The 19,444-nt window shown below is 37.2% G+C and carries 14 protein-coding genes; 6 read left to right on the top strand and 8 right to left on the bottom strand.

Features of this window, described 5'->3' with window-relative positions:
• Positions 1-196: 196 nt before the first annotated feature.
• Positions 197-1,138, top strand: a complete 942-nt coding sequence (locus SAY88_RS09525) for a nuclease-related domain-containing protein (RefSeq protein WP_332631340.1) — start codon at positions 197-199, stop codon at positions 1,136-1,138.
• 431 nt (positions 1,139-1,569) lie between these two features.
• Here the strand turns inward: SAY88_RS09525 and modB are convergent, their stop codons facing one another.
• Together modB and modA are read right to left on the bottom strand one after the other, a co-directional pair.
• Positions 1,570-2,232, bottom strand: a complete 663-nt coding sequence (modB, locus tag SAY88_RS09520; RefSeq protein WP_332631436.1) for a molybdate ABC transporter permease subunit — start codon at positions 2,230-2,232, stop codon at positions 1,570-1,572.
• 2 nt (positions 2,233-2,234) lie between these two features.
• The gene (gene modA / locus SAY88_RS09515) at positions 2,235-2,984 is read right to left on the bottom strand and encodes a molybdate ABC transporter substrate-binding protein (RefSeq protein WP_332631433.1); all 750 of its coding nucleotides are present in this window, start codon (positions 2,982-2,984) and stop codon (positions 2,235-2,237) included.
• A 196-nt stretch (positions 2,985-3,180) separates the two neighbouring features.
• On the opposite strand from modA, the gene SAY88_RS09510 reads away from it, so the two are divergent.
• From SAY88_RS09510 to adh, 3 genes are all read left to right on the top strand, one after another.
• Positions 3,181-4,119, top strand: coding sequence for a substrate-binding domain-containing protein (locus SAY88_RS09510; protein ID WP_332631339.1), 939 nt, complete (start codon positions 3,181-3,183; stop codon positions 4,117-4,119).
• 834 nt (positions 4,120-4,953) lie between these two features.
• Positions 4,954-6,114, top strand: a complete 1,161-nt coding sequence (locus tag SAY88_RS09505) for an iron-containing alcohol dehydrogenase (RefSeq protein ID WP_332631338.1) — start codon at positions 4,954-4,956, stop codon at positions 6,112-6,114.
• Between the two features lie 65 nt (positions 6,115-6,179).
• Positions 6,180-7,700 (top strand): aldehyde dehydrogenase, encoded by a 1,521-nt coding sequence (gene adh / locus SAY88_RS09500; RefSeq protein ID WP_332631337.1) that lies wholly within the window; start codon positions 6,180-6,182, stop codon positions 7,698-7,700.
• A gap of 67 nt (positions 7,701-7,767) precedes the next feature.
• Here the strand turns inward: adh and SAY88_RS09495 are convergent, their stop codons facing one another.
• The 3 genes from SAY88_RS09495 to SAY88_RS09485 all read right to left on the bottom strand — a co-directional run bounded on the left by SAY88_RS09495 (position 7,768) and on the right by SAY88_RS09485 (position 12,163).
• On the bottom strand, positions 7,768-9,234 hold the full coding sequence (locus tag SAY88_RS09495; protein ID WP_332631335.1) for a sigma-54-dependent transcriptional regulator: 1,467 nt from the start codon (positions 9,232-9,234) through the stop codon (positions 7,768-7,770).
• A 76-nt stretch (positions 9,235-9,310) separates the two neighbouring features.
• Positions 9,311-10,996: an ATP-binding protein gene (locus tag SAY88_RS09490; protein ID WP_332631333.1), complete on the bottom strand. Its 1,686-nt coding sequence runs from the start codon at positions 10,994-10,996 to the stop codon at positions 9,311-9,313.
• A gap of 12 nt (positions 10,997-11,008) precedes the next feature.
• Positions 11,009-12,163 carry an iron-containing alcohol dehydrogenase gene (locus SAY88_RS09485; protein ID WP_332631331.1) on the bottom strand — a complete coding sequence of 385 codons (1,155 nt, stop codon included), beginning with the start codon at positions 12,161-12,163 and terminating at the stop codon, positions 11,009-11,011.
• 505 nt (positions 12,164-12,668) lie between these two features.
• Between SAY88_RS09485 and SAY88_RS09480 the strand changes: the two genes are divergently transcribed.
• Positions 12,669-13,529, top strand: coding sequence for a LysR family transcriptional regulator (locus SAY88_RS09480; RefSeq protein WP_332631329.1), 861 nt, complete (start codon positions 12,669-12,671; stop codon positions 13,527-13,529).
• 218 nt (positions 13,530-13,747) lie between these two features.
• Complete coding sequence (locus SAY88_RS09475; RefSeq protein WP_332631326.1) at positions 13,748-14,674, top strand: AEC family transporter; 927 nt, start codon at positions 13,748-13,750, stop codon at positions 14,672-14,674.
• Between the two features lie 118 nt (positions 14,675-14,792).
• Here the strand turns inward: SAY88_RS09475 and SAY88_RS09470 are convergent, their stop codons facing one another.
• The 3 genes from SAY88_RS09470 to SAY88_RS09460 all read right to left on the bottom strand — a co-directional run bounded on the left by SAY88_RS09470 (position 14,793) and on the right by SAY88_RS09460 (position 19,393).
• Complete coding sequence (locus tag SAY88_RS09470; RefSeq protein ID WP_332631324.1) at positions 14,793-16,718, bottom strand: PTS mannitol transporter subunit IICBA; 1,926 nt, start codon at positions 16,716-16,718, stop codon at positions 14,793-14,795.
• 505 nt (positions 16,719-17,223) lie between these two features.
• On the bottom strand, positions 17,224-18,204 hold the full coding sequence (gene trhO, locus SAY88_RS09465) for an oxygen-dependent tRNA uridine(34) hydroxylase TrhO (RefSeq protein ID WP_332631322.1): 981 nt from the start codon (positions 18,202-18,204) through the stop codon (positions 17,224-17,226).
• Between the two features lie 355 nt (positions 18,205-18,559).
• Positions 18,560-19,393: a hypothetical protein gene (locus SAY88_RS09460; protein WP_332631321.1), complete on the bottom strand. Its 834-nt coding sequence runs from the start codon at positions 19,391-19,393 to the stop codon at positions 18,560-18,562.
• Positions 19,394-19,444: the final 51 nt, after the last annotated feature.

Below are 19,444 nucleotides of genomic sequence, written 5' to 3'. Positions count from 1 at the left end.
CTTTTTCTATTTATTTTTTCTTCCTTTGGGCTTTCATCCCTTTTATGAATGGCTTTTCCTCTTTGCTTTTGCTTCCTTTGGGCTTTCATCCCTTTTATGAATGGCTTTTCCTCATCACTTTTACTCTAATACAGCTTTCATCCCCTCTATAATTTAAAAAACACCCAAAATATTCACACTATTATGTATAATAGACTTGTTAGTATTAAAAAAGAAAGGATGTGGACGATTATGCCCTTATAAATCACGCACTGAATCTAATGAATTGCTTATTCTTAGATCCTTAAACAATAGGATGAATTTATCCGACAAAGATAAGCAGTACTACTTCTATCTTGAAAAGGGTTTTGATGGGGAAAAAACATTTGATTTATTAACAGAAAACCTTCAGTGTGAATGCCTCATAGTAAATGATTTGCTACTCAAACAAAACAACACTTTATTCCAAATCGACTCACTGATTATTACTCAAGAATCTGTTTACTTATTTGAAGTTAAAAATTATGAAGGTGATTATTATTACGATTCAGAAGGATTTTACAAGATCTCCAATTCTGAAATAACGAATCCCTTCAATCAACTGATTAGAAGTGAATCTTTATTACGTCGGTTATTTCAAAACCTTGGATTTAACCTACCTATTCATGCGTCCGTCGTTTTCATCAACCCCGAATTCACATTATATCAAACACCTCTCAACATCCCATTTATTTTTCCAACCCAAATGAATAGATATTTAAGTAAACTAAATACGACACCATCAAAGCTAAATGCTAAACACAAGATGCTAGCTGATAAATTAGTTTCCTTGCATATTACAGACTCTCCCTTTAAAATGCTACCAACTTATGATTATGACATACTTCAAAAAGGAATTACTTGTGCCAAGTGCACCTCGTTCTCAGTTGCGATCGAAGGAAGAAAATGTGTTTGTAAAGAATGTTGGCATGAAGAAGTAGTTACTGGCGCCGTACTGCGAAGTGCAAAAGAGTATAAACTTCTATTCCCTAATCGAAGGATTACAACAAACGAAATGTATAATTGGTGTATAGCCATAGACTCCAAAAGGAGAATTAGTAAAATTCTACAGAGAAATTTTAAGAGAGTTGGCGTTCGGCAATGGACTTATTATGAATAAGAAACTCTCATAATAGCGATCTTTTTTGTAGCATAGTTCTATGAAGAACCTTTCCTTCTTTCTTTTGCTGTCTTTATGCCTTCATTACCTCTATGATGATCTTTTCTCTATTCTATTTTTGCATTTGGGTCTTCATCGACTTCTTGATGACCTTTTCCCCTTTCTTTTGTAACATTTATGTTTTCATTACCTCTATGACGTCCTTTTCACCCTTCTTTTACTGCATTTCGGTCTTCATCGACTTCTCCTCTAAAAGCTTTCCCACTTTCTTTTGCTAAATTATAGGTAATGCCAGACACTAATCGAATCAAAGGTGTCTGGCGAGCCTCTAATCTCTTAAACCAATCAACACCCTATGAAAATCACGAAAAACGCATGGATATCATCACGAATCCATGCGCACTGATCTTTACTAACTAATAAATCTTCATCTAATAACTTCGTTTCATCATATTAATGGAAAATAACATTGTGAATGAAATCAGCATGATCAATAGGACCCAAAGCCATGCTAACTGCATATTACCAGATTCCATGGCAAGGTAAATAGCTGTTGGAATCGTTTGTGTTTTTCCAGGAATGTTACCTGCAAACATTAACGTGGCACCAAATTCTCCTAATGCTCGTGCAAAACTTAATATCGTACCAGTCATTATTGCTTTGGAAGCTAGGGGCATCGTAACAAATAAGAAGACCTTTAATTCACTTGCGCCGTCTACCCTTGATGCTTCTTCAATATTTTTATCGATCGTTTCAAACCCTGCTTTCGCTGACTGATACATAAGTGGAAAGGCAACAACCGTAGCTGCTATAACCGCAGCCCACCATGTAAAGATAATTGACTGATTAAACAAAAACTGGATAATGTCACCAATAAATGATTGCCTTCCAAAAATAACAATTAAAAGAAATCCGACAACAGACGGTGGAAGAACTAAAGGTAAAAGCAGCATCGTTTCTACGATTGATTTTCCTTTAAACGTCCTATTTGTCATGACTTTTGCCATAAGTAAACCAAAAACAAAGACGATTATGAGAGAGATAGAGGCAACTTTTATTGAAAGGATGACAGGTGACCAGAACATATCATTCATCATCATTTTCGTAAATTTAGGAAACCATACTCCTCAAAAATTTTCAATGACTTCTCAGATTGTAAGTACTCATAAAAGATCATTGACTCATTACGCTTTTCACTCTCATTTATGACGCCTAGCGGGTAGATTATCGGCTCATGAGTTCCTTCCTCAGCTTCTGTGACAATATTTACCTTCGAAGAAATCAATGCATCGGTAAGATAGACAATTCCTGCATCAACATTACCCGTTTCAACATAGGTTAGCACTTGCCTCACATCTTTAGCAAAGACGATCTTGTTTTCAATCTCATTCCACAAACCTACATTCTCTAGCATTTCTTTCGCATATTTTCCAGCAGGGACTGATTCAGGCGTACCTATCGAAATCGTTTGAGCATGTTCCTTCAAATCATCAAACGATTGAATTTGCTCGTTATCAATTGTTGTAACTAAGACGATTTGGTTACCAACCAAATCGAACCCGACTTCTTCGTTAATAAAACCTTGTTCCACTAGCTCTTCAAATTTATCCTGAGCCGCTGAGAAAAAAATATCTACAGGTGCACCTTGTATAATTTGTTGTTGCAGTGCACCAGAACTTCCAAAATTAAATGTCACGTTAATGTTTGGATACTCTTCTTCAAACGAAACTTTGATATCATTTAACACTTCAGTTAAGCTCGCAGCGGCTGAAACGATGATTTCTACATCTTCCCCTACTGCCTCATTTCGTTCACTACCGCCCTCTTCTTGAGTAGAACAGCCCATAACATTTAATAAAAGTATAAATATAGATAATATCAAAAATGATTTTCTCAAAATTAACCCCTCCTAACCCCAAAAAGATATATCTAATTATAACTAATTATAACTAGATATAATATTAAATTGATAAATTTTATCTCTACTATTGTTCTCTAATGACTCATTTAAAGTTAAAATAAAAGAAAGGGAGGGTACCTCTATGAATAATGAGATCTCTTACACAGTCGAAGAAGTAGCAAATTTATTAAAGGTTTCGAAACTAACGGTGTATGACCTAATTAAAAAGGGAAAAATACCTGCTTTTAAAGTTGGCAGGCAAATGAGAATCAGTTCAGAAGATATAGACTTACTAATACATCGAAAGAACCAAAAGCTAACAACCGATTTATCTGCTTCATCAACTTTCGAAAACCGTAAACAAAAGACAGATTACATAAGAAATATATTAATTAGTGGCCAGGACATGGTGTTAGACATTTTAGGGAAGCATCTTGAAAACAAAGGGAATTACAAAGCTTTACGATCACATGAAGGAAGTTTAAATAGCCTCCTATCAATGTATAAAGGGGAATGTGACATTGTCAGTCTACATATGTTTGATGGTGATACAGGAGAATATAATATCCCTTTTGTAAGAAAGATTTTAATTGGCTTTCCCTATACCGTTATTAACCTTGTTTCTCGCAAAGCTGGATTTATAGTTCCAAAAGGGAATCCTCTAAACCTTTATCATTGGGAGGATTTAAAGAAAGAAAATATTCGCTTAATCAATCGAGAAAAAGGATCAGGGGCAAGAATTTTACTTGAAGAACAATTAAGAATCAACCAAATCTCCTCATCTATTATAAAAGGATATCAAACAGAAGAGACAAGCCATTTAAGTGTAGCCTCCTGCATCTCTTCTGGTCAGGCAGATATAGGAATTGGTATTGAAAAAATTGCAAAAATGGTAGGTCTTGATTTTGTCCCGTTAATTATGGAAAGGTATGACCTTGTTGTGATAAATAATGAACAAAACAAGGACTTAGTGAACTTATTAAAAGAGATTCTTCAATCACATTCCTTCAAAGAAGAAATAAATTCCTTAAGTGATTATGATATATCTAAAACAGGTGAAATAGTATTTGATTCACAGTAAGGTGGGCTCCCCCACCTTACGAATATGAAATGATAATATTCCCTCCATTTGGAATTGTCACCTTTATGAAGGACTTTTCCGATTGGCTTCGGCCTCAAATGGGCCTTCATCCCCCTTTATGAAACACTTTTGCAATTCTTTTTGCTTTCAATTCGCTCTTCATCCCCTCTTTGAAGCACTTTTCCGATGCATTCGCCTCCATTCAGGCCTTAATCCATTAAACGGTTGAATCTTAGCCAAATGGAATAAATCACCAATTAAAAACATTGCGAATGCGTTTCTTGCTATAGCCCTTAAAGGACAGCCGGTGATGGGCTTCCGAGTGGAATCACCATTAAACGTAAACCCCTTAAATACCGAGAAATCATGTCTGAAATACCTCTCGAACACTCCTAATTTTTAAATATCCTTCCCTATTCGCAATACTTTTTCACATACATGAAATTTTTCTGGCAACCAGCATTCCGTGAAGCAAGCTCAGAAGATCAAATGAGATCGTTTTTCTCCACTACACATTCAAGTCAAAGGTAACAATCGTTGCAGTCCTTTTCCATGAACAATGCAGAATGCTATACCGTTACTTGGCCAAACAAGACAAATCATCGTCAAATCGAGCCGGAAATTCGGCAACTTTCAGCTCTATTATTTCTTTTTTTACGTTCATTTTTTAAAAAAACCTAATTTGATTTACCTATAACAACTATGAAAATAGGTAATAGATCAAGATTTACAAAGTATCTATCTGCTTTATCATATTTTTTAAACCATAACTTCAAAAAGTTGGCACAACATTTGCAATATAGTTAGTGTATTCAATTATAAGGGGGAATTTAAATGACTAACGAACAAGTATATGGATTCTTTATTCCAAGTGTAAATCTAATGGGCATTGGGGCTGTTAAGGAAGCAGGTCCTCGAGTGAAAAATTTAGGTTGCAAAAAAGCGTTAATTGTAACTGACGAAGGTTTATTGCAATTGGGTGTTGCCGACGGCGTCGCTAAACTTATTCGTGAAGCTGGAGTGGAAGTAGAAATTTTCTCAGGCGCTGAGCCGAATCCAACAGATTTAAATGTTGAAGAGGGTTTACGCATTTATCAACAAAAGGGATGCGATACGATTGTTTCACTCGGTGGCGGAAGCTCTCACGATTGTGCTAAAGGTATTGGTCTGGTTGCTGCAAATGGTGGGCGAATCCATGATTACGAAGGTGTTGATCAGTCAGCTTCACCGATGCCGCCACTTATTGCTATTAATACAACTTCAGGTACTGCAAGTGAAATGACTCGCTTTTGTATTATTACTGACACAGAGAGAAAAGTAAAGATGGCTATTGTCGATAAACATACGACTCCTACCATTTCGATCAATGATCCCATTTTAACTGTAAAGAAACCCAAGGGATTAACTGCAGCTACTGGAGTCGATGCACTTACTCATGCAATTGAAGCTTATGTTTCTACAAACTCAACACCAATCACCGATGCTTGTGCAATACAAGCGATGAAAATCATTAGCAAGAATCTTCGAGCAGCAGTTGCCAACGGAGAAGATGTAGAGGCCAGAAATCAAATGTCTTATGCACAATTTTTAGCTGGTATGGCATTTAATAATGCATCATTAGGATATGTGCATGCGATCGCACACCAATTTGGCGGGATTTATAACTTACCTCATGGTGTGTGTAATGCTATTCTCTTGCCACACGTTGAACGATATAACTTAATTGCAAAACCAGAACGCTTTGTTGAGATCGCAGTTGCTTTAGGTGAAAATGTAAGCGGTTTATCTACGAGGGAAGCTGCTGAAAAAGCAATTACTGCCATTGAGATTTTAACCAAAGATGTTGGAATTCCTACTGGATTTGCACAACTAGGTGCTAAAGAAGAAGATATTCCGTTACTTGCTGAAAATGCAATGAGAGATGCTTGTGCATTAACGAACCCTCGCAAAGCAACATTGGATGAATTACAAGAAATCATTCGTGCTTCTTTTTAATCAATCGTACTCACTAGGATGGGTCAGCCCATCCTAATTTTCTATAGCTGATGGAGGGAATAACAATGATCTATGCAAATCCAGGAGAAATAAATTCAACAGTTACATTTAAAAAACGGTACGACAATTATATTAACGGTGAGTGGACAGCCCCGGTAAACCAGCAATACTTTGAAAATAAGACTCCAGTTACAGGAAAAGTTTTTTGTGAAGTGGCCCGTTCTTCTGCGGCAGATATTGAACTTGCACTCGATGCAGCTCATGCTGCTAAGGAAAGCTGGGGAAAGACGTCCCCCGCTGAACGATCCAATATTTTAAATAAAATTGCAGATCGTATGGAAGAAAAACTAGAAATGCTAGCAGTTGCCGAAACATGGGAAAATGGAAAAGCCGTTCGTGAAACGATTAATGCAGATATCCCCCTTGCTATTGATCACTTCCGTTATTTTGCAGGAGTTGTTCGAAGTCAAGAAGGAAGCCTTTCGCAAATAGATAACGACACGGTTGCGTATCATTTCCATGAACCACTTGGCGTCGTTGGGCAAATTATTCCTTGGAACTTCCCTATTTTAATGGCAGTCTGGAAACTAGCTCCGGCTTTAGCAGCTGGAAACTGTGTTGTTTTAAAGCCTGCCGAGCAAACTCCGGTTTCGATTTTAGTTCTTATCGAGTTAATCAGTGATCTTCTTCCAAAAGGAGTTGTCAATATTGTCAACGGATTTGGCGTTGAAGCTGGTAAGCCACTTGCCTCTAGTGATCGAATTGCCAAAATCGCGTTTACAGGTGAAACAACGACTGGACGTTTAATAATGCAATATGCTTCAGAGAACATTATTCCTGTCACACTCGAGTTAGGGGGGAAATCTCCGAACATCTTCTTCCCTGATATTATGGAAAAAGACGATGCATTCTTTAATAAAGCGATTGAAGGCTTCGTGATGTTTGCCTTAAACCAAGGTGAAGTGTGTACATGCCCTTCTCGCGCGCTCGTACATGAGTCGATTTATGAGCCTTTTATGGAGCGCGTTCTTCAACGTGTCGAATCCATCAAAACAGGGAATCCTCTTGATACTGATACAATGATGGGGGCTCAAGCCTCCAAAGAGCAACTTGAGAAAATCCTTTCTTATTTAGAAATCGGTAAACAAGAAGGGGCCCAGTGCTTAATTGGTGGTGAGCGAAACGAACTTGGGAACGAATTTGAAAATGGCTACTATATCAAACCAACTGTGTTTAAAGGGGACAATCGTATGCGGATTTTCCAAGAAGAGATTTTCGGACCTGTTGTTGCCGTTACAACCTTTCAAGATGTAGAGGAAGCCCTTGCAATTGCTAATGACTCATTATATGGCCTAGGAGCCGGTGTATGGTCTCGTAACATTAACACAGCGTATCGTTTTGGTAGGAATATTCAAGCGGGGCGTGTCTGGACAAATTGTTACCATGCTTACCCTGCTCATGCAGCATTTGGTGGATACAAACAATCAGGAATCGGCCGTGAAAACCACAAAATGATGCTTAGCCATTACCAGCAAACGAAGAACTTGCTTGTCAGCTACAGCGAGGATTCATTAGGGTTCTTTTAATAGCATAGAGAAACTATCTACTTCTAAAATCGTACCTAACTAAATAAAAAAATGAAAAAGGACATATTTACGTTTGTCCTTTTTCATTTAATAGATAACGTAATTTTCTTACACTAATATTAAGCTTTTTCGAGGCTTCTTTTCGATTACCTAATGTCTCACGTAGCGCCTTAAAAATAAATGCCTTTTCAACGATTCCCTCTAAACTTCTTAGGTTTTCATTTACCTTTTCTAAATCAACCTCATTTTGTTCTTCTAGAAGATGAATCATTTCTGCATTCCACCGTTCTAAATACCTCTCAAATTCGGATTTAGAAAAATCTTTAACAACAGGCTGATGTTCTAGCTCCATCATTTCTTTTTGGACTGGAAGAGTGTGTTTAGACTCCGTTATATTATTTGGCAGGTAATTAGGCGTTATTAGTGTTGTCTCCCCTTCCGCCAAAGCAGCCGCTCTTGTAACAACATTTGACAGTTCTCTAATATTCCCTGGCCAATCATAGTTTTCCATAATGGAAATCGTTTCGCTTGTAAATTCCATTCCGGGATACTGCTCAAGTAACTTATTAATAAAAAGCGGGAGATCTTCTTTTCTTTCTCGTAAAGGAGGGATCTGTAATTTCACAACATCTAGTCGATAGAGTAAGTCTTCTCGAAACAAACGATTACGAACCGCTTCGTATAAGTTCACATGCGATGCGGCAATAATTCTTACATTTGTTTTTAACGTATGTTCACTACCAACTCTCATAAATTCACGTGTTTCTAACACTCTCAACAGTTTCACTTGAATGGCTGGCGAAGCTTCTGCAATTTCATCTAAGAAAAGGGTTCCATTGCTCGCAATTTCAAACAAACCTTTCCTAAGTTGATTCGCTCCACTAAAAGCCCCTTTCTCATGTCCAAATAATTCACTTTCCAATAAGGTTTCAGTTAGTGCTCCACAGTTCAACCCAATAAACGAATGTTTGGAGCGGCTACTCGCTTCGTGAATAAAACGGGCCAATACTTCCTTACCGGTACCTGTCTCCCCTTCAATTAAAATATTGATATTTTTACTCGCAAATTTATAAGCCATCTTCAGCATCGTTTTCATCGATGAAGAGTTACCCGTTACCATTCCAATATTTCGGGCTACTTTATCAATTTCCTCGTCTAGAAAAGTACCTGGAACATGCAATAAATTGTCTACATGACTTTCAAGTTCATCAATATCATCAAATGGTTTTTCAATATAATCGTTCGCCCCATTTTTTATCGCATCAACTGCCGTTTTTACTGTACTATAGCCTGTCATGATAATTACTTTACAAGATGGCTGGTTAGTTTTAATCAGTTGTAATACGTGCAATCCATTTGTATCAGGCATTTTTAAATCAACCATGGCTAAATGAAACTCGGTTTGATCAATATGATCGACCACTTCACGGAGCGTTCTGGCCACACACACTTCATAGCCTTTTTTCGTAAACAAATAACTTAAAAAATTTCCAATTTCAACTTCATCATCTACAATTAGTAATTTCGTTGTCATTTAACCATTCCTTTATTAGGTCATGTTCAAAGAGTTCATTCCTTTGTCTATTCGCACATGAAAAGGAAAATCCGTATCAGTCTATTACATCCTCCTTCTTAGTACCTTTAATAGGTATTAAGAAAATAAACGTACTTCCCTTTCCCTTTTTACTTTTTACTTCGATCGCCCCTCCGTGTTCCTTTGCAATCCCTAAACTGACTGATAATCCTAAACCGGTCCCGTTCATTCTATCCTTTGTCGTATAAAAAGGTCGGAAAATTTCGGTGATTTCTTTCGTGCCAATTCCAATCCCATTATCCTCAACAGACATAAAAACATATTTTTCATTTTCGTTTTCCTTGATTCCTGTTCTAACAATAATCTCTTTTTGTAAATGATCACATTCATCAAGAGCATCTCTAGCATTTAGTAAAAAGTTGATCACTATTTGCTCAACCTGTTGTAAATTGCCTGCAATCATTGGGATCTCTGGATCGAGATCTAGACGTAACGATATACATTGCCTTTCTATTTGATAGCTAATTAAGCTCAACACTTGTTCAACCGCTTTATTTAACGAACATTGTTCAAATTCATATTCATCCTGTCTCGAAAACGTCAATAAATTGCGGATAATATTTTTACTACGAATCCCGCAATTATGAATATCTTTTAATAATTTGCAGGTTGGATCTTCTGGATTAAAATCTCGTAAAAGTAATTGACTATTTCCTATAATAGCTGTTAAAGGACTATTAAGTTCATGGGCCACTCCTGCTGCCATTTCACCAATTGCTGCGAGTTTCCCAGAATGCATTAATTGTGCTTCTGTATACAATTTTTTAGTTACATCTTTTAAATATATAATGACACCGTACATTTCTTTCTTTTCGTTAAAAACTGGATAAGTATAAATATCACAAGTCCGTTCGTTATCTAACCTCGATTGGCGAAAAGCCGTCTTTTTGGTTCGATAACTTTCTGCCAATGGACAATCAATTGGGTCTTGATAGTGAATTACTTCATCCGTCTTTCTTCCATATAATTGTTCTTCGCTAAGCTTGAAAAAAAGTTTCACTGGATCATTAAAACGAATAATTTTATAATCTAAATCAACGAAAACGAGCAAGTCTTGAACAGCACGAAACGTTTCTTCCCACTCTTTTTTCCCATTTAATACCTCATTATATAAGGATGAATTTTCCATACAAACAGCCATTTGATCAGCTAGTTGTTCAAGAAAAGAAAAGTCGTCATTCGGATAATCAATCATCGTTTTACTACCTAAAGCCAATACTCCTATCACTTGGTTCTTTCTGTATAAAGGCAAACATAAGATGGTTTCAATTCCTAATGACTTCATTGTATTCTTCTCAACATCTGATAATTGGCCAAATGTTTCATGAGCATCATTAATCAGAACCTTTTTTTCTGTTGCTGCACGGTAATAAAGTGAGTTTTCATTTGGGAGAACTTCCTCCACTTTCAAGAAAAACGAATCTCTTGGATATACATTTTTTAACACTAGTTGTTCATTTTTGTAGATGGAAAGACTAATTCGATCAAATTTGTAAAGCTTTACAAGCTTATCCATAATGTTTTTCAGCATTTCATCCATCGTCATATCAATCGTAAAACTCTTGGTTACTTCATTAATGATTTCTAGTTTCATATTCTTTTTTTCCAGTTGTTCAATCATTTTCTTTAATTCAGTATAGTAGCTTTTCTTTGATGACTTGACTCCTGTTAACCTCTCAATCAAAAGCTGTTTTTGATTCATTCTACTTCTCTCCTACATCGCTCGTGAGAAAATATCCTTAATATCTTGTGTTGTTATATCACGAGGATTCGTAATCATGCATGCATCTTCAATTGCAGTAAGTGCCATTTCGTTAATACTTTCTTCGTCTGGACCCATCAAATTTAAATCTGAAAAATGTTGTGGTGCCCCTACTTCCTTTACTAACTGCCGAACAACCTCAATACCTTTATATCCTGCTTCAGTAGGCTGTAGCGATCTCGTGTCCACCCCAAGGAACTCCGCAATCTCAACATACCTGTCTGGCTTAGCAATGAGATTAAAATCCATCACATGTGGCAAAAGTATCGAATTGACTTCTCCGTGTGACAAATCGTATCTCCCGCCAACGGCATGTGAAATGGCATGAACAGCACCTAAAATAGCATTGGAAAAAGCTAACCCAGCTTGAAGACTGGCCATTGCCATAGCATCTTTCGCCTCTTCATTCGATCTTGAAGCAACAGACGGCCTTAAAAATTTACCGACTAATTGAATCGCATTCTTTGCCTGTACATCTGTCAGAGATGTAGCCGCTATACTCACATATGCCTCAATCGCATGAGTTAAAACATCCAACCCAGTCGACGCAGTTAAACTCGCATCCTTAGTCGATAAAGTAAGTGGATCAGTAATTGAAATATCAGGAATGAGCGACTTCGAGATGATCGTCATTTTCTTTTTCTTTTCCGAATCGACAATAACTGAAAATTGAGAAACATCAGAACCTGATCCAGCTGTAGTCGAAGCCATGATCATAGGTGGCAATGGCGCAAACAACTTATCTACCCCCTCATAGTCATTGATCTTCCCTCCATTTGTAGCAACAACCGCTATTGCCTTTGCAACATCAAGGACACTTCCGCCACCAATTCCAAGTACTGCTTCACAGTCCGTTTCTTCAAATACTTGAGCTCCGAGTGTAACCTCAAAGTCCTTTGGGTTAGTTGTTAAATTAAAAAAAGTTGAATACTCTAGTCCAGCACTCAGACAATTTTGAGCCACGTTTTCAACCCATCCAGCATCACACACACCTTTATCACTCACTATTAACACTTTCTTGGCACCTAAACGTAAAAAGCTCTCCCCAACTTGTTCAAGTGCCCCCTTGCCAAAAATAATCTCTGGTGACATAAACTTTTTAATCATCTATCATCAACTACCTATCTTATAATCTCGATTTTTGTAATCGCTTCCAATAATTTTACTATAAAAGTGTTCTTTTATAAACAATATTTCATGAGAGTTTGTCACGTCTTCACCCACACTTATGAAGCTAGACTCAAGAATTAATTGCATGTTTTATCTTATCAAATATTAAAAGAAGTAAAGGCATTAATAACCCGACTTTGTTAATTTCATCCACATTTATCTCTCTTATTATCAAATCTGAACTTTCACCAAATAATCAGGAAATAATACTTAAATTTTCAATTAAAGTCTCCATATCGAATGATATTCCTGATTTATATGAGCCATACCCTTCCTTCACTTTCAGCAGTATTTTATTAATATACTCTCCAAAACCATTTAAATAATCCACAATTTGACTAAGTGAATTCTGCCCTCTATATACACTCTTTGTAAAAAGGCGTTATAATTTGATAGAGAAAATTTGAGGAATCGGAAAAACAGTATTAACGGAGGAAGAAAAATGGATGAACGGGATTGGCTCATTTTAATGAAGCTTTATGAAAAGAAGAACATCACGAAAACGGCTCAAAGTCTTTATATCTCACAACCGACATTAACGAAACGAATTCAACAAATCGAGAAAGAATACAAGACTGCAATCATTAATCGCGGTACAAAAGGAGTTCATTTTACCCCTCAGGGTGAGTATTTGGCTAAATGTGCAGAGGAGATGCTTGAGCGTTTTCAAAGCATTAAAGAAACGGTCCTAAATATGGAGGAAGAGGTTAGCGGCACCTTGCGTTTAGGCGTCTCAAATTACATAGCGACACACAAGCTCCCGCGCCTATTAGGCCAGTTTCAAGAACAATTCCCTAACGTGAGTTACAAGGTGACAACAGGATGGAGTCAAGAAGTGTTTCATCAAGTCTATCACCGCGATGTGCAAATTGGCATTGTACGTGGCGACTATCAGTGGGCCGAACCAAAACTCCTTCTTTTTGAAGAAAACATTTGTATCGCTTCAAAGGACAAGATTGAACTTCACGATTTACCTTCGCTACCGAGGATCGACTATAAAACGGACACCTTGCTTTTGCAAACCATAGATCAGTGGTGGAGCCGGACCTTTTCACAGCCCCCATTCATTGGGATGGAGGTCGATAAGGGGATTACCTGTAAAGAAATGGTACTAAACGGGCTAGGCTACGGGATTCTTCCTAGTGCGCTAGTCGATGATCATCAGGGCCTTTATAAAATTGATCTAACAGATGAACAAGGGAATCCGCTTGTTAGAAAAACCTGGCTCTTCTATCATGAGGATTCTTTAAAAATGAAGGTGATGAAAGAATTTGTCCAGTTTGTTGAACGGTTGAATTTTTAGCCCTTAAATCTGTATCTTTTGGGACAACACCAAGCAATGAACGCTCGCTATATGCCCTGAGAGTAGTGGGGCTCTCTCTCCTCCTAAGGCACGCACATTTGTGAGTCAGTCCCCTTGTTTTACCCGGATCATTCTCTTTTTGCATAGCGCTTCATAGATAAATTGAATTTTACGAACGACTCATTCATTTATAAGCTATAAATAAGGAGTGATCGTTCATGGACGTTTTAGTAGTGATCGTTGTTAATGTGATGTTGCCCATTTTTTCACTTATAGCAGTTGGTGCATTTCTTCACCGTAAATTTGCCTTTGATATGAAGACATTATCAAAATTAAATACGTACTTACTCATACCAGCGGTGTGCTTTGCGAATGTGTATCAAAGTGAAATGAGGGGCGATACTCTATTTTTCATTCTTAGTTTTCTCGTTATCCAAAATATTTGCCTAATGATCGTAAGTGCCGGAATGGCTAAAGCTGCGAAATTCGAGAGTCGCTTAGCTTCTACCTTTAAAAACAGTGTTGTTTTAAGCAATAATGGGAACTTTGGAATTCCGATTAGCCAACTTGTTTTTCAGCATAACCCACTGGGATTAACGGTACAAATCATAGTCATGATTTTCCAAAATCTCCTTACCTTCACATATGGTTTATTCAATGCTGTGTCAGCCGAGAAAAAAGGAATTCATGCAATAGGACTGTTTCTTAAAAATCCTGTTATTTATGCCTTTTTGCTAGCCGTTGTTCTGCAAGCCTTTGCGATTACCATTCCAAGTTATCTTTGGACACCGATTGAAAACATTGCGAATGCGTTTCTTGCTATCGCCCTTATTACACTTGGAGCGCAAAGTGCCTTTATTAAAATTTATCGATTTTCAAAGCCTTTGATTTTGAGTTTAATAGGTCGTCTTATTCTATCGCCTTGTATTGGGATCATCGTAATTCTTATGCTTAATCTTGAAGGAACGACAGCACAGGCGTTATTTATTGCAAGTGCTTTCCCTACTTCTAGAAACAGCTCAATCTTTGCATTAGAGTACGGCAATCACCCAGAGTACGCGGCACAAACCGTTCTAGTGTCTACTGTGTTTAGTATGGTTACAGTGACAAGCGTCGTTTATTTAGCGAAGATCTTTTTTCCATGAATTTTTCGAATCGTTCTACGCTAAGATGAACGGTTTGCTTCATTATCATTCCTTATCAAAATATTTCGTAGAGTTTAAAACAGAATAGAAAGGCAGGAGAACCCGCCTTTCCCGTAGATCATTTACTATTAATGATATCCTTTAGTTCTGTAGCAGTTTTGGCTTGTACCATTTGATCAACATTTGCCTGTTCTGAACAAATCACGGCAATACCTGAAAGGATCTCTAAGTGTGTCCCATCTTTCCCCGCAATTCCGAAGATCAATTTTGCTTGTTCCCCGTTAAAATCTACCCCATTGGGCACCTGGATAACTGTAAAACCTGATTTGATGACTGCTTTCTTAGCTTCTTCTGTGCCATGTGGAATAGCTACATTATTACCCATATAAGTAGATGTGATCTCTTCACGTTCAATCATTGCATCTACATAGCTCTCCTCAACATAACCAGCTTTTACTAACGCTGTTCCAGCAAAACGAATTGCTTCTTCTTTTGTTTTGAATTCTTTACCTATAAAGATGTTTTCTTCAAGTAACAAATCATCATCTTCAGCCATATTAGGCTCTACACCTACAGCATCTTTCTCAGATTCTTCAACCAGCTCAGCCTGTTCTTCTGTTACTCCATTTTGCAAGCTTGCAATTAGCTTATCGTATTCAGGACTTGATAAAAAGTTATCAACTGAGATGTGATAGGCACTTGGCAGCTTGTTCTGTGCTCGAGGCGTCAATTCTTCCTGCGTAATAACAACTTGAGCATCAGCTGGTATATTACTTATCGCTGTATTTGTTACTGATACATCTAGGCCAGCTTCTTTCACTTTCTTTTTCAGAAGTGAAGCCCCCATCGCACTTGATCCCATTCCTGCGTCACAAGCAAAAACGATCTTGTTAACATCTTCAGGCAAAACACCTTTATTTCCTGTAGCTTTTCCAGTTACATTCCCTGCAACAGAACTCTTCTTACCTTTCATTTGCTCCATTTTCTTTGTAGCTTCGTTAATATCTTCTTCTGTTTGTTTGCCTGTTCTAAGCACGATAGCAGATACAATGAAGGAAACAACTATCGCTGCGATCACTGCTGCGAAGTTGGCTACATACACCATTCCCTCTGGTGGAGTAACAGCGGTTATCGCTATAATACTACCCGGAGATGCTGGTGCCACTAGGCCTCCGCCTAGAAGTACAAGAGTAAAAACGCCACTCATTCCACCAAGGATAACAGAAATAATTAGCATTGGTTTCATCAACACATACGGGAAGTAAATCTCGTGAATCCCACCAAGGAAATGAATAATTGCTGCTCCCGGCGCGGATTGTTTTGCCGTTCCTCTTCCAAACAGTAAATATGCTAATAACACACCAAGACCTGGTCCCGGATTTGCTTCCAGTAGGAAGAGAATCGAACGTCCAGCATATTGAACCTGTTCTAAGCCGATTGGTGTCATAACACCATGGTTGATCGCGTTATTTAAAAACAGAATTTTAGCAGGTTCAATTAAAATACTTGTTATAGGAAGTAATCCCGCATCCACTAACCAGTCAACACCAGCGACAAGTACTTGTGTAAATGATTGAACTAAAGGACCAATACCTAAGAATGCAAGAATCGCAATGATCCCACCAATAATACCAGCAGAGAAATTGTTAACGAGCATCTCAAATCCAGATCTAATTTTCCCATCGATTGCTTGGTCAAACTTCTTAATAACGTATGACGCAAGAGGTCCCATCACCATGGCACCTAAGAACATTGGAGTATCAGGCGCACCAACGATCACACCTATCGTAGCAATAGCACCTACAACCCCACCACGCTGATCATGAACCAATTTACCTCCTGTATAACCAATTAATAGAGGTAATAAATAAGTTACCATAGGTCCGACTAATTGGGCGAGGTTTTCATTTGGAAAAAAACCAGTAGGAATGAATAATGCCGTAATCAATCCCCAGGCTATAAAAGCACCAATGTTAGGCAATACCATAGAACTTAGGAAGTTACCGAATTTCTGAACTGCAACTTTAATATTTGATTGAGCCATTCTTTTCTTCCTTTCAGTAAAAATGATAAGATTTTAACAAAACGATTATTATTGCCAATGAAAACGATCTTAGTCACAGTTGAATGACAAACCTATTGTTTCTCAATTTGCCACTGTTATACTAGACAAAATTATAGGTATACGTCTATCAATCGGGGGATTCTTTATGAAAGACTTTTTCCAATTGGCGCCGGTCTTAAATGTGCTTCATCCTCTGCATGAAGCACTTTTCCTATTCGATTCGATTCCAATTCGGGCTTCATCCTCTTTATGAAGCACTTTTCCGTTTCGATTCACTTTCAATTCGGGCTTCATCCTCTACATGAAGCACTCTTCCGTTTCGATTCACTTTCAACACTAAAAATAATCACCAATTAATAGGTGATAAAAATAAGGGATCGAACTTTTCTTCTGCTTCTATGGCTAACCTAATAACAAAACGAGGGAGTTTATACAACAAAAAAACGCATGAGATTTTCAATTACGAAAATCCATGCGTCACATGTTATGAAAGGACCTCTAGTTCCTTGTTTTCTAATTCCTCACCTAATAGAGAAAGCCTATCTTTAACTTGCTCCTCAGACAAATTGTTCTCTTCTACATAGCGATTTCTTGGGTGTACTCGACACTCATGTGTGCAGCCACGTAGGTAAATATGTTCATTCTCTTCTGAGCATATGATTTTTTTATTACATTCAGGATTACCGCAGTTTACATATCGTTCACACAGTTCCCCTGTAAAGTGATCTTTTCCAACGATGACGTGTTCGGTTTGATTAACAGGGACACTTATGCGCTCATCAAATACATAACACTGTCCATCCCACAATTTCCCCTGAACTTCAGGGTCTTTTCCGTACGTAACAATCCCTCCGTGTAATTGAGAGACATCCTCAAAGCCTTCTTTCACTAGCCATCCAGAAAACTTTTCACAGCGAATCCCGCCGGTACAATAAGTTAAGATCTTTTTCCCGTCAAACTTATCTCGATTTTCTTTAATCCAATCAGGAAGTTCGCGGAAATTCGTTATTTCTGGTTTAATCGCTCCACGGAAATGTCCTAAATCATATTCGTAATCATTTCTAGCATCAATGACGATTGTTTCTGGATCTTGCATAGCTTCATAGAATTCTGAAGGCTTTAAATATTTTCCTGTTGTTTCAAGCGGATTAACGTCATCCTCTAATCGCAGTGTAATAAGCTCTTCACGATGTCTAACGTGCATCTTTTTAAACGCATGCAAATCAGCTTCATCCACTTTAAACACCATATCAGCAAAACGTGGATCAGCCTTCATTGTTTGCATATATTTTTCAGTTTGTGCAATCGTGCCTGACACCGTTCCGTTTATACCTTCTGCTGCAACGAGAATTCTACCTTTTAGACCCAAGTCATTACAGAAGTTTAAATGATCTGATGCGAACGTCTCTGGATCTTCAATTGGTACATACATGTAGTACAGTAACACTCTATATGAATGGTTCATTTTATTCTCACCTATGCTTTCTAATTTAATCTAAAGACCCTTTTCCATAAGGGTACAATAAAAAAATAGTTGCTAAAACAACTATTCACCTTGAATTATTCGCCTATAAGTTACACCAAGGAACTTTTTATACATAAAAGTATAAAAAATATATCTCAATTACAACACATAGCCGTGAAAAATGCAACTAAGTTTACCAATGATTTTGAGTTAATTAAACATATAGAAACCCCTTAAACAGATTATTACTTTTTAAACTGTTTAAGGGGTGCACCACCCTATATTGCTTGGCTTAATAAGACAGTATCAACAGTTCTTTGTATTTGATCTGAGAAAAAGGAGCTCATTTAACATTTCATTTCTTTATCCATCTTTGCAACTGAAATGACAATAAATGAGCTATCATTCTTATTGGAAACAAACCAAGCCAATAGCTCCCTTTCACTTTTAAGCGATCCATTTTCAAAAGAAACCTGTCAACAATAACAATTATGAATAGAGGCAATACTTTCAACCATTTCTTCTTCCGCTCTAATATAAACGTTGAAATGACTGTCTCAATCACAAGATACACCTTAGTAAAAGAATAGTGTTCATACCAAGGCTGTGTTGTGTTGGAAGTCGGTGTAAATCTAAACATTCCAAATAACGAAGCTGAAAATAATAAGCTCATATAAGTGAGGTGAATGGAATGGTACAAAGTCAAGTTCGAGAACAACTTATTACTTTTTTTAATCCCCTTATAACAAACATCACTTACAAAAAAAAAGGTACATATAGCAAATGCCGTAAAAGAGGTATGCCACCAGTTATTTTTAAAAATCTTTACTTTTATAAATAGTCTTTCAATGAATACAAAGTAGAATGTAAACAATATTTTCACTTTCCAACCCAATTGGAAAGCTGATATGAATATGGCTACAGAAGGAACAAATAAAGCTTGAGATAAAACGGACCCAAATGAGTTATCTTTTTCTTTTGTATTAAGTATCCCTGTTCTATATCTATAAGCTTTTAAGATATAAAGAGGATATTCAAAGTGAAAAGCGAATCCAACGATAGATAATAATGTAAGAAAAATCGTTTTCCTGTCTTTCTTTTTAGTAAGAGTCATACTCAAAAGTAGAATATGAATGATAATTAGACCTATATAATACGATTTGGTTTTGGCATCTCTCTTGTTATTCACATTGTTCTCCTTAAGTTGATTTTCCTATTTTAGTTTTCAACTTAGAGGAGA

This window comes from Halalkalibacter flavus (genome assembly GCF_036663575.1).
Lineage (GTDB): Bacteria > Bacillota > Bacilli > Bacillales > Bacillaceae_D > Halalkalibacter > Halalkalibacter flavus.
This window is presented reverse-complemented; position numbering and strand designations above follow the sequence as displayed.